This window comes from Methylomonas fluvii (assembly GCF_014850975.1).
GTDB classification, from domain to species: Bacteria; Pseudomonadota; Gammaproteobacteria; order Methylococcales; family Methylomonadaceae; genus Methylomonas; species Methylomonas fluvii.
The window spans coordinates 1400084-1412590 of record NZ_JACXST010000001.1 but is presented as its reverse complement, the minus strand read 5'-3'; the positions used below and the strand labels follow the sequence as shown (position 1 = coordinate 1412590).

General features: G+C 52.2%; 12 protein-coding genes. 7 read left to right on the top strand and 5 right to left on the bottom strand.

What is annotated here, in order from left to right; genetic code table 11:
- Genes EBB_RS06760 through EBB_RS06750 form a run of 3 tightly spaced genes read right to left on the bottom strand, consistent with a single transcriptional unit; the run spans position 1 to position 937 of the window.
- Positions 1 to 333 (bottom strand): TusE/DsrC/DsvC family sulfur relay protein, encoded by a 333-nt coding sequence (locus EBB_RS06760; RefSeq protein ID WP_223146804.1) that lies wholly within the window; start codon positions 331 to 333, stop codon positions 1 to 3.
- Positions 324 to 617, bottom strand: a complete 294-nt coding sequence (locus EBB_RS06755) for a DsrH/TusB family sulfur relay protein (RefSeq protein WP_192393014.1) — start codon at positions 615 to 617, stop codon at positions 324 to 326. Before EBB_RS06755 ends, EBB_RS06760 begins: the two co-directional genes overlap by 10 nt.
- Positions 617 to 937 (bottom strand): DMT family transporter, encoded by a 321-nt coding sequence (locus tag EBB_RS06750; RefSeq protein WP_033157825.1) that lies wholly within the window; start codon positions 935 to 937, stop codon positions 617 to 619. The genes EBB_RS06755 and EBB_RS06750 overlap by 1 nt, the downstream gene beginning before the upstream one ends.
- A gap of 79 nt (positions 938 to 1016) precedes the next feature.
- Between EBB_RS06750 and EBB_RS06745 the strand changes: the two genes are divergently transcribed.
- The 4 genes from EBB_RS06745 (at position 1017) to EBB_RS06730 (ending at position 6528) form a co-directional block, all read left to right on the top strand.
- Positions 1017 to 1766 (top strand): flagellar brake protein, encoded by a 750-nt coding sequence (locus EBB_RS06745; protein WP_192393013.1) that lies wholly within the window; start codon positions 1017 to 1019, stop codon positions 1764 to 1766.
- A 158-nt stretch (positions 1767 to 1924) separates the two neighbouring features.
- The gene (mfd, locus tag EBB_RS06740) at positions 1925 to 5368 is read left to right on the top strand and encodes a transcription-repair coupling factor (protein ID WP_192393012.1); all 3444 of its coding nucleotides are present in this window, start codon (positions 1925 to 1927) and stop codon (positions 5366 to 5368) included.
- 244 nt (positions 5369 to 5612) lie between these two features.
- Positions 5613 to 5834, top strand: a complete 222-nt coding sequence (locus tag EBB_RS06735; RefSeq protein WP_192393011.1) for a hypothetical protein — start codon at positions 5613 to 5615, stop codon at positions 5832 to 5834.
- Positions 5806 to 6528, top strand: coding sequence for a hypothetical protein (locus EBB_RS06730; protein ID WP_192393010.1), 723 nt, complete (start codon positions 5806 to 5808; stop codon positions 6526 to 6528). The genes EBB_RS06735 and EBB_RS06730 overlap by 29 nt, the downstream gene beginning before the upstream one ends.
- 76 nt (positions 6529 to 6604) lie before the next feature.
- Here EBB_RS06730 and EBB_RS06725 read toward each other — a convergent pair whose 3' ends face one another.
- Positions 6605 to 7561: a cupin domain-containing protein gene (locus EBB_RS06725; protein WP_192393009.1), complete on the bottom strand. Its 957-nt coding sequence runs from the start codon at positions 7559 to 7561 to the stop codon at positions 6605 to 6607.
- A gap of 476 nt (positions 7562 to 8037) precedes the next feature.
- Between EBB_RS06725 and gpmI the strand changes: the two genes are divergently transcribed.
- The 3 genes from gpmI (at position 8038) to EBB_RS06710 (ending at position 11116) form a co-directional block, all read left to right on the top strand.
- A complete protein-coding gene (gpmI, locus tag EBB_RS06720; protein ID WP_192393008.1) occupies positions 8038 to 9678 on the top strand; it encodes a 2,3-bisphosphoglycerate-independent phosphoglycerate mutase in 1641 nt (546 codons plus the stop codon).
- Between the two features lie 115 nt (positions 9679 to 9793).
- Entirely contained in the window at positions 9794 to 10591 is a 798-nt protein-coding gene (locus EBB_RS06715; protein WP_192393007.1) for a cobalamin-binding protein, read from the top strand.
- A 183-nt stretch (positions 10592 to 10774) separates the two neighbouring features.
- On the top strand, positions 10775 to 11116 hold the full coding sequence (locus EBB_RS06710; RefSeq protein ID WP_192393006.1) for a hypothetical protein: 342 nt from the start codon (positions 10775 to 10777) through the stop codon (positions 11114 to 11116).
- A gap of 93 nt (positions 11117 to 11209) precedes the next feature.
- Here the strand turns inward: EBB_RS06710 and EBB_RS06705 are convergent, their stop codons facing one another.
- Entirely contained in the window at positions 11210 to 12418 is a 1209-nt protein-coding gene (locus EBB_RS06705; RefSeq protein ID WP_192393005.1) for a cyclic di-GMP phosphodiesterase, read from the bottom strand.
- Positions 12419 to 12507 lie beyond the last annotated feature (89 nt).

Genomic DNA, 12507 nt, shown 5'->3' with positions numbered 1-12507 from the left:
TTATAAACAGGTGGGCGGCTTGGGCAAGCCGGCGATTTTACAGGCGTATTTCAGCGGCCCTTGCGGAAACAGTTTTTGCAGATAGCGGCTATTGCCCTTGTCTTCACCAAATTGTTTGCGGATAGCAGCCACAAACATCCGGGCATTGGGTAAGTGCTGGAATTTTTGATAGTAATCGCGAATGTACAGTAGGATTTCCCAATGCGCATCGTTAATCTCGATACCTTCTAGCCGCGCCAACTCGTCGGCCACCTCTCGATTCCATTGCCCAGCATCGCGCAAAAAGCCATCGTCACTGGTTGGCAACGCAACGCCACCGACCATCAATTCCACGAATGAATTACCGGATTCCGCACGGTCAGCTCGACCAAGCCCGCATAATCAACTGCCTCCAAGCCTGACAACAAAAATTGCGGCTCGACGCCGTACACCAATAACATTTCTTGCAAGGCATAAACCCGACACGACTGGCTCAACAATTGCCGCAACAACGCATTGCCACTATGCCCGGCCAGCGCGGCACACACCGCACCACCCATCAAGACAACATCGTCACCACTGCCAATGCGCTCGATAAGCGCCGCTTGCAACGGCAATTGCGACAACAAATGCAGCATTATTCCACATGCGTCAGCTTCAAACCGACGATGCCGACGATGATTAACAGGATGGACGCTAAGCGGAACCAATCCGCCGATTCCTTAAACAGAAAAATCCCGACTATCGCGACCCCCACCGCCCCCATGCCGGTCCACACCGCATAGGCCGTGCCCAGCGGTAGAGTTCTGATCGCCAGCATTAACAGGTAAAAACTGCCCGCCCCCGACACGCCGGTCACTACGCTTGGCCACAACTTAGTAAACCCGTCATTGTATTTAAGACTTATCGCAAACACGATTTCCGAGCAACCCGCGGCGAACAATAGCAACCAACCCATCAAAACTCCTTTCCTATGCACTATAATCTGCGGTATTTTACAGCAGTGCTCTCACCTATCCGCAATATTTAGTAATTTAATGGAAAAAGAATCCGACTATCTTGTTAGAAGCGCGAGGCTGATTTTTGGTCACTTGAGCGATCTAATCAAAAAGAAATGCATTATCTCCGCGCATTTTGGTGAACATAACCAATCATTTTTGACCACCATTATCGATCTCGATCAAAAAGCCAATCTGATTACACTGGATGTTGCGCCGACAGAATTACTGAATAAACAGCTGCTAGGCTCAGCCAAAGTGCTGTTCCGCACCGAATACGAAGGCATTAAAGTTTCATTCCGCGGCAAAGCAATCAAAAAGACCCAAAGCGACGGCCACCCGGTGTTTGCGATGCCTATCCCGGACGCCATTTTTTGGATGCAACGCCGCCAGTATTATCGCGTTAAAGTGCCGCTGTCGCATAAAAACAGCACTTGCGAACTCAACCTTGCCACAAAAAATGAAGCGGGCGAAGTTGATACGCAAACCAAAGTGTTCAGTGTGGCAGACATCAGTATTTCCGGATTTTCGTTTTTAAATCCCGACACAAAAATTGCCGACCTTTTAGTGCCGGATACCGTCATAGACGAATGCGCCTTGTATTTGCACGATGGCAGCAGGGCCCACGTGGGTTTTGTCATTAAAAGCGTGAACAATGTTCGAGCCAGCGCCACAACCTATCAACATCGCATAGGCTGCAAATTCACCCACATCCCGCAGGTATTCGAAAACAACCTCCAGCGCTACATGCAGGAAATCGAATTACAGCAAAAAAATTTAAGCATTTAAATCCTAAACAGCTGAGCATAGGCTTTAGGCCGCATAGTTGCGACAAATACTCACCACAGCAGTATTCCCGCCGCCGGCCACTGACAAAGCGCGGACGCTTAGTCCAAGCGTGACCTTACTGGTTATAATTTAGCGCTCAAAAACCTGATTTCAACACCATGTCCTTACCAACAATCCCCGCTGCTGCATTGCCGCAACAAGCCACCACAATATACTGGAGCGGCCTGAGCGGCTGCGGCGACTCGCTGACACTGGCCCAAACGATTGCTCAGGAAAAACGCCTGCTAGTCATCGTCACGCCGGACACCCAAACCGCTTTGCGTTTGGAACACGAGCTGGCGTTCTTCTTGGACAACAGCCTGCCGATTCTGCATTTTCCAGACTGGGAAACCCTGCCCTACGATGTGTTTTCGCCGTTGCCGGAGATTATCTCGGAACGCCTGCGCACCCTCGCCCTATTGCCCGACACCAAACGCGGTGCACTGATTTTGTCAGTCGCTACCTTGATGCACCGCCTGGCCCCACGCGAACATATTCTGGCCCACAGCTTTGCCATCGAAGTTGGTGGCACTTTGAGCCTGGAAGTCACTCGCGCGAAATTGGAGGCGGTCGGTTATCAATGCGTGTCGCAAGTCTACCAACACGGCGAATTCGCGGTGCGCGGCTCCATCCTGGATTTGTTTCCGATGGGCTCGAAACAGCCCTACCGCATCGAACTGTTCGACGACGACGTGGAATCGATCCGTAGTTTCGATCCCGACACGCAAATGTCGCAAGACAAAATGCAGAAAGTCGAGTTATTCCCGGCCCGCGAATTTCCGTTTACCGACGAAGCCATCAAACGCTTCCGCCAGGCCTTCCGCGAGCAATTCCCGGACGCTTCGCCCAAGAACAATCTCTATCTCGATGTTTCCAAGCAAATCGCCCCAGCCGGCATCGAATATTACTTGCCGCTATTCGTCGAACGCACCGAATCGCTGTTTGCTTATTTGCCCAAGACTGCGCTGTTTGTACTGCCGGCCAATTTCGCCGAAAACGCCCAGCGCTTTTACAGCGAAGCCGACGAACGCTATCAGCAACGCAAATACGACACCGACCGGCCCTTATTGCCGCCAACCCGCCTATTTTTGTCGGCGGAGGAAATCCAGCAACACACCGATAGCTTTAGTCGCGTAGTGCTGGACAACCAAGCAGAAACCGCGCACACCTTCGACTGCAAGTTGCTGCCGGATGTCGCCATCGACAGCCGTTTAAAAGAACCCGCGCAGCGCCTGCGCCAGTTCATCGAAGGTTTTAACGGCAAAATCCTGTTCGTCGCCGAAACCGCCGGTCACCGCGAAGGCCTGATCGACAAGCTGAAAAGCGTCAAGCTGACCGCCAAGCAGGTGCAAAGCTGGCCGGAGTTTCTGCAAGGCGGAGAATCGCCGTGCATCGTCGTCGCGCCGATGGATCATGGGCTGTGGCTGGAAGACGCCAAACTGGCGGTCATCACCGAAAGCCAGCTCAGCGGCGAGAAAGTCCAGCAGCGCCGGCGCCGGGCCAAATCGGCGGCCCGCGCGCTGGAAAACATCTTCAACAACCTCGATGAACTGACTATCGGTTCGCCGGTGGTGCATCAGGAACACGGCGTTGGCCGCTATCTGGGTTTGCAGATTCTGAACGTCGGCGGCATCGACGCCGAATTTTTGATGTTGGAATACGCCAACCAAGACAAGATATACGTGCCGGTGGCTTCCCTGCACATGATCGGTCGTTACAGCGGCGTCAGCGCTGAAAACGCCCCGTTGCATCGTCTTGGCACCGACCAGTGGAGCAAGGCCAAGAAAAAGGCCATGGAGCGTGCCCGGGACGTGGCCGCCGAGTTGCTGGACATCCACGCCAAACGCGCCGCCCGCGAAGGCTTTGCTTTTAACATCGACAACGGCGATTACGACGCCTTCGCCGCCGCCTTCCCGTTCGAGGAAACCCCTGACCAGCTCAGCGCTATCGACGCCATTTTGCAAGACATGGCCGCCACTCAGCCGATGGACCGCGTGGTCTGCGGCGACGTCGGTTTCGGCAAAACTGAAGTGGCGATGCGCGCCGCTTTCGTTGCCGTGCAAAGCGGTAAACAGGTCGCGGTGCTGGTGCCGACTACCTTGCTCGCCCAACAGCATTACCAAAACTTCCGCGACCGCTTCGCCGACTGGCCGGTGCGCATCGAAGTCACCTCGCGCTTCGTCACCCCCAAACAGCAAAAAGCCATCGCCGACGATTTGGCCGACGGCAAGGTCGATATCGTCATTGGCACCCATAAATTGCTGTCCAAGGAAATGAAATACAAAGCCTTGGGCTTGGTGATCATCGACGAAGAACACCGCTTTGGCGTCACCCAAAAAGAGCATTTCAAAAAGCTGCGCCACGAACTGGATTTGTTGACGCTGACCGCGACGCCGATTCCGCGCACCTTGAACATGGCCATGGCCGGTCTACGCGACATTTCCATCATCGCCACGCCGCCACCAAACCGCCACGCCATCAAAACCTTCGTCACCGAATGGATAGACTCGCAAGTGCAGGAAGCCTGCCAGCGGGAAATCAAACGCGGCGGCCAAGTGTTTTTCCTGCACAACGACGTCAAGACCATGGAAAAAATGATGCGCGAACTGAGCGAACTGGTGCCGGAAGCGCGGATCCAGATCGCCCACGGTCAGATGGCAGAACGCGAGCTGGAGCAAATCATGCTGGATTTTTACCATCAGCGTTTCAATATACTGATTGCCAGCACCATCATCGAGAGCGGTATCGACATCCCCAGCGCCAACACCATCGTCATCAACCGCGCCGACAAGTTGGGTCTGGCGCAGTTGCACCAGTTGCGCGGCCGGGTCGGTCGGTCGCACCACAGGGCTTATGCGTACTGCATCGTGCCGCCGAAATCTTTAATGACCAAGGACGCCATCAAGCGCCTAGAGGCCTTCGAGACTTCCGGCGAACTCGGCGCGGGCTTCATGTTGTCCTCGCACGACATGGAAATCCGCGGCGCCGGCGAATTGCTGGGCGACGAGCAAAGTGGGCAGATCCAGGAAATAGGCTTTACCTTGTACACCGAGTTGCTGGAGCGCGCGGTCAAAGCCTTGAAATCCGGCAAACAACCGGAACTGGACGCACCGCTGGATACCGGCCCGGAAGTGGATTTACAAGTAGCCGCGCTGATTCCGGAAGACTACCTGCCGGACATTCACGCTCGTCTGGTGCTGTACAAACGCATCGCCAGCGCCGAAACCGATGACGACTTGCGCAAACTCAAAATCGAAATGATCGACCGCTTCGGCTTATTGCCGGACCAGGTCAAAGCCTTGTTCGCGATCACCGAACTGAAACAACAAGCCGCGCACCTGGGCATCCGCAAAATCGAAGCCCACGCCACCGGCGGCCGCATCGTCTTTACCGCCACGCCGCAGATCGATACCGGCGAGTTGATTTTGATGATCCAAAGCCAGTCTCAGGTGTATAAATTCGACGGCGCGGATAAATTACGTTTTACTCAAACCTTTAAGGATATGGAGGATAAGGTGGTGTTTTTGGAGAAGGTTTTGGCAAGATTGGGGACGAAGCCTTAGCCTGCGGGGACAAACAAACCATCCAACAGAAAATAGCTCCGATTTTCGATAGCGTAATAGGAGGATATTCAATAACCTCATGCGTACGATGACTCCGTCGCTAACCGGAGCGAGCCGTGCACCAATCATTCACATTTTTAGAGTTATCGCCATTTTCTTCGATCAGCTACACAAGAAAAATTGAATTATTTCTTTACTAGACTTTGCATACAATTGGTATCCCTGATTTACAAAGGAAAATACAATGAACAAAGCGACATTTCATACCACGTGGATCGTGCTGATTGCCATCCTTGCCGCTGCATTTAGGTATGAATACCCAGATAACAACGTAACTGATGTTACGGTAGTTCTGGCAGTTGTAGCATTCGGAATAACGCTACTTATTGACTTTATATGGAAAAAAGCAAATAAAAAGAAAGTGGAGACTCCTAACAATGAAAATAAAAAAGACACATCCGCTTAAATTTCTAACTATAGGGTTATTGGTTTTTGTTGCTGGATGCACCTTTTCAGTCACACCAGATGAACAGCAATTTATGTCTTTTAAAAAAGCGGCCATCTTAGATGACGTATGGCGATACTTAAAAAGTGGCGATACCGTTGATGATGGATACGCACTATACACTTACGTTTTAACCAGCAGGAGTGCTTCCGATACCGCTGCCAACAGTCGATACGGTAAATTGGTCAAATTGATTCAGGAAACAACAACGGCAGAAAAAGATATTGCATCAAACGTTGATAGATCAGAGTTGAACATATTTTTAATCCCTGCGAAAGGTAAAACAGGGAAAGAACAAGCCGATTTAGAACGAGCAAAGAGTTTGCTCTTACAGCTTTCATCTGCCGCCAAAAAAAGATTTTCCGGGAACGGCCCATTTTTGGTATCCGTTGATAATCCTATTGGCAAGGAGCGGTCGAATAAAGATATAGATGTTTTATATGCAGACCTCAGCAACATACATGAAAAGGCATTCCCAAAATTAGTCAGCACCTACAAGGATAGAATCGCGCAATCTGAAATTCGTGGTGTATCCAAATTGAGCTCGTTCTCAGTTACGTTGCTAAACACGACATTATTTGCTGAAGATAGTATAGGGTTCATCGGCGTAGCGGAAGCCGGTTTTCGGGATGCTTTTATCCCGGGCAAAGAATAGTTGGATTTCAACAGGGTTCATTGGATGCGGCAAACAACTTGCCTTGCATCGTTCGTGAACCTTGCGGCCTGCAAAATCACCGCGAAACACTGCCATCCGGCAATACAAACTTAATATCCAAACTCCGTAAATAAGTCTGCAAGCCGGCATCCTGTAGCGGAAGCAAATGCGCTTCTTTGCCCGACTCGTTGAAATGCGCATGCCAATAGCCGGGCGGGGTGATGAAAGCGGAATAGGGTTGCCAATCGACGCGGGTGGGATTGACGATCTGACCGCTTGCCGAAATCTGCGGCCCGACCAAGGTGTAACAACCCGGCGCGCAATCCAGGATCAAATCCAATGCCACCGATTGGTGCCTATGCGGCAATTGCACCGCGCCGTTGGGCAGCACGCCCAGCATCGCCCAGAGGGTGTGCGTCACGGTCAGGGTTTGGTCCATGGCTTTGTTGGCCAGCAACACGCTGATGCGGTTGCGATTTACCGTCTCCGCGGCTTTTTGCGCTGCGGCCAACTCACGCAACGAATCCTCTGCGGTATAAAGCGTCGGCTTAAAGCATGGCCTATCGGCTGTCACCCCCAGGTAAGTCAACAGCGGCTGGTCGTGCACCAGGTAAAAGGCCGAATCGCTGTCGGCAACATGTCGAATATCCTTGCCCACCGGCAGCACCACAAAATCACCGGTTTGCCAGGGGATGGTCAGATCATCAAATTCGGTGCGGCCGCTGCCGTACATCACATAAAACAACAGCGAGGTAGCATTGAAAAGGGTTTCCAGCGACTCGCCGGCCAGAATTCTGACAAAGTTTGCGCACAACGCCGGACTAGTGGCCGGACCGGGACAACGTAATTGCTCGCTGACATCCAGCGGAATAATCCGGGTGCCGCCGGTTCGATGCAATTCGCTGCCGAAATTGGCGAACGGTAGTTTGGAAATCGTTCCTGAACCGATTGGATCGGCGGCTTGGGTGTATTCAAAATAACGGCAATTTTCCAGCAAGGGTTCAAGCGGATTTTGCGGTTGGGCGATGGTCATAACGGCACCTTTTTTATGTATGCAATCCAGGCAAATGGCGTGATAGCTTAAATTGTACGCTCGCTGGTGTGACAAAGTGGATTTGAAATGCACGGATTTTTCTCGATCCTTAGCTTGGACGAAATACTTGGCGCAAGGGTTCCACATTGTGTCGGCAACCGTTAGAATCGTTGCGTATATCCAAGGCAAACCCAAGATGGCTCTGGCAGAGAAATTAACATTAAGCGTGAAAGATTATTTGCAAGGCGAGGCGCCAGCGCAGATCAATCACTAAATGACACGCCCTGCTGCAATTACATTTCCGACATGAAAGTCAACGTCACCATTGCCAACGCCTTCTTTTATCCTGACCTGCTGCTGGACGTCGCCGATCAGGTATGATGTTCGGCATTTTGACCACGCAGCCGTCAGGCAAAGCTGAATCGCCAAACCCTGTTTCTTTTAACTTCTGACGTACCATTCACTGACATAACACCATGAAATTAGAAAAATCTTCCCGTTTTCCCGCCTGCCCCGGCCCTGTCGTCACCATCGTCCTGGATGGCGTGGGCATTTCGCCACGCGAAGACGGCGACGCGGTTAAAGCCGCGCGCACCCCGAATCTGGACCGTTATATGGCCAGCTATCCGATGACCAAACTGCTGGCGCACGGCACCGCAGTGGGCATGCCCAGCGACGAAGACATGGGCAATAGCGAAGTCGGCCACAATGCCTTCGGCGCTGGTCGGGTGTTTGCCCAAGGCGCGAAATTGGTCGCCGAATCTATTTCCAGCGGCCACCTCTGGCAAGGCCATGCCTGGCATGAGGTCGTCGCCACCGCCAAACAAGGCGGCACTTTGCATTTCTTAGGTCTATTCTCTGACGGCAATGTGCATTCGCATATCGATCATTTGAAAGCGATGATCGAACAAGCCAAGCAAGAAGGCGTTGCCAAAGTACGTTTGCATATTTTGCTGGATGGCCGCGATGTGGGCGAAACGTCAGCATTGGATTATGTCGATCCGTTCGAAGCTTATCTGGATGGCTTGCGCGGTGCGGATTTTGATGTCGCCATCGCCTCGGGCGGCGGACGTATGCAAATCACGATGGACCGTTACGAAGCCGACTGGTCGATGGTCAAACGCGGTTGGGATATTCACGTGCTAGGCCTGGGCAGACAATTTGCCAGCGCCCACGAAGCAATAGAAACCTTCCGTAGCGAAGCCAACGTCATCGACCAGGATTTACCGGGCTTTGTGATTGCCAAAGACGGCCAACCGCTGGGTACTATCGTTGACGGCGACGCAGTGGTGTTTTTCAATTTCCGCGGCGACCGCGCCATCGAAATTTCCCGGGCGTTTATCGAAGAGCAATTCAGCCCCTTCGAGCGCGGCCCATTACCGAAAGTCACTTACGCCGGTATGATGCAATACGACGGCGATACCAAACTGCCGCCGCGCTTTTTGGTCGAACCGCCCACCATCGATCGCACGTTGGGCGAATATTTAGCCAAAAACGGCGTGTCGCAATATGCAATCAGCGAAACCCAAAAATTCGGCCATGTCACGTATTTCTGGAACGGCAACCGCTCCGGCAAATTCGACGAAGCCTCCGAAACATATGTGGAAATCCCCAGCGATGTAGTCCCATTCGAACAACGGCCCTGGATGAAATGCGCTGAGATCACCGACACGCTGATAGCTGCGGTGCGTAGCGGCCAATACAAATATCTGCGGGTCAATTACGCCAATGGCGATATGGTCGGTCACACCGGCAATTTCGAGGCAGCGGTTACCGCGATGCAAGGCCTGGATCTGCAATTGGCGCGTCTGATTCCGGTGATTTTGGAGATGAACGGCACGGCGATCATCACCGCCGACCACGGCAATGCCGACGAAATGTACGAGCTGGATAAAAAAGGCAATGTCACCCGCAACGCCGAAGGCCGCACCAAAGCCAAAACGTCGCACACTTTGAACCCGGTGCCGTTCGTGTTGGTGTCCGGTGAGAACCCTGGCTACACACTCCGCGACGATTTGCCGAAAGCCGGCTTGTCGAATGTGGCTGCGACTATTTTGAATCTGTTGGGTTTTGAAGCACCGGAAGATTACGATGCCAGCTTGATCAAAGCCAGCTAAGCCGTAAAGCATTCCGAGCTGATGACACCGCCTTTCGGCTACATGCTGTTAGGCGGTTTTTATTGGCCGATAGGAATTGGTTTAAAGCCTCTGATGACCTAATTTGGATGACCCAATGGACTACCCCGAACGCATCGTCTGTTTAACCGACGAAACCACCGAGACCTTGTATTTGCTGGGTGAGCAAGCCCGAATTGTCGGCATTTCCGGCTATACGGTCAGACCGGCACAGGCTCGCCAGGAAAAACCCAAGGTCTCGGCGTTTACCAGCGCCAAAATCGACAAAATTCTGGCATTACAGCCGGATTTGGTGCTGGGATTTTCCAATTTGCAAGCCGACATCGCGGCGGAGTTGATCCGTAAAGGTATCGCTGTGCATGTGTTCAATCAACGCTCGGTCAACGGTATTTTGCAAATGATAGGCTTGCTGGGCGCGATGGTCGGCGTCCCGGAAAAAGCCGCTGCGCTGGTGGCTCAATACCGGCAGCAAATGGACACCACCCGCCAAGACAGCCTAGGGTTTGCCAAACGTCCAAAAGTGTATTTTGAAGAATGGGATGACCCTATAATTTCCGGCATCCGCTGGGTATCGGAGTTGATTGCCATCGCCGGTGGCGACGACTGCTTTGCCGAATTGGCCACCGAACACTCCGCCAAACAACGCATCATCGCCGATCCTCAGGAAGTGGTAAGGCGCGCGCCGGACATTATCATTGGCTCCTGGTGCGGCAAAAAATTCCGCCCGGATCATCTGGCTGCCCGCCCCGGTTGGGACAGCATTCCTGCTGTGCAGCAACAGAGGGTTTACGAGATTAAATCGTGCGATATTTTACAACCCGGCCCGGCAGCACTTAGCGATGGTTTGGCCCAGTTATGTCAGATCATCGATGATTGGCAGCGAGATTGTGCCTAGCCTAAAAGCTGCTCAAATAACTGCATTAGCGTTGGAAATAGCTGTGAATTAATCCCACCGGCGCGGATGGAATAGTTCATATCAAAATTCGAGCCTAAATCTTAATCTCCTCTTCGAAAGGGATTCTTCATGCCACCCCATCCCAGGGAGCTTGATCAATGATCATCATCGAAGAGGTATCATATGAAAACGCCAAAATTATTTTTCCTAAGCACTATTTTGTTCGGCGTCAGCGCTATTGCCCATGCCCAGCCAACCGGCGGCGGCACGACACCTAAACCGGTGTGCAAAACGTTCGATATTCCCACGATTATTTGTCCCGATGGCTGGACCATAGCCGACGATCTGAGCAACGGCACCAATAAATGTACGACCGGCTTTATCAAAAGAACATTCTGCAAAAATGTTGCTGCGCGCAGTGGTTTTCAAGGTAACGTCGAAGTGATTAATGCCGGTTCCAAGTTGTTTGAATTTGTGCAGCCAGTCGATGAATCAGGCGAGCCTATCGCTACAGAAGCTGAATAGCTGATTGCCAGCCAAAACATGCATAATCCTGTATTGGGCTACGTGAGTAGCCCAATACAGCGCCATAAAAATCAGACGGCAACTTCACCGTGGCTATAAATAGCGCTGAGGATCGATCCCACATTTCGCTGGCACCTCAAACGTGGTGATACGGTCATCACAACCGGGTTTGGACAGATCGAAATCTGCCGGAGGCGTGTAACAGCGAGTCCGGGCATTGAATACCACTCTCACCCGGGGATGCAGCAGGTTTTCATGATGTTGTTCGACTACGACGGCCAGATAGCCGCTCTCCAGCCGCACCAAGGTGCCGACCGGGTAAATGCCGATGCTGCGAATAAATTGATGTACCAGCGTCAGATTGAAATGATCGTCGCTCCATTCCAATAACTTTCTCAACACTTCGGTGGGTTCGATGCCGGCGTGATAGATGCGCGTGGACGTTAATGCATCGTATACGTCCACGACCGCAGCCATCTGCCCATACAGACTGATTTCATCGCCCTTCAGGCCTAATGGATAACCGCTACCGTTGTAGCATTCGTGGTGTTCGGCGGCGACATTGAGCGTAATGGGTGAAATGCCCGGCGTTTTCTCCAATAACTGACAGCCGTAGCGCACATGATTTTTCATGATCTCGAATTCGCTTTCCGTCAGTTTTCCAGGTTTATTGAGGATGTTATTCGGCACCTGCATTTTGCCGATGTCGTGCAACAAACCGCCAAGGCCGACCTGCTCGATAAGTTTACGGTCTATGTCCAAAGCTCTGCAAAAACTAATCAGCAACGTGCCGACCGCCACGGAATGCTGAAAAGTATATTTATCAGCCTGCTTGATTCTGAGCAGGCTGACTATGGCGTCCGGGTTACGGAAAATCGAATCGATGATGCCGGAAACTACCGGCTCTACCTGCTCCAATTCGACCTGCTTACCCAAGCGGCAATCCTGGAGGACGTTGTGTACGATGCGGTTGGCTTCGCGGCAGACTTGCTTGGCTTTTACCCGTTCCTTTTCGACGCTAACCAGCGGCGGCGGTACAGTTTTCAGCGTGCGCCCCAAGTGCTGCATATGCGCGTCAAGCTGCCGATTTATATCATGAACGGTTGGAGCTTCCGGCATATCCGGACCAAGCGTGGTGTCTATGTAAACCTGGCGAATGCCGTAGGCAGCAATTTTTTCGATGTCTTGAGCGGATTCGATCAAAAAGCTGCTGCGCAAGAACGGGTGGTTTATCCACGGACAGTTGATGTCGTGGATAAACATTTTGGGCTTCAGGTCGGCTACATCAATTTTTTTGATCATTGCGCATTTGCCTGGCGGATTGCTACTGAATGGCGGCATACCCGTTATGAATAGGACCGGGCTCGCTGTAAGTGTATCAGCAGTGGTCG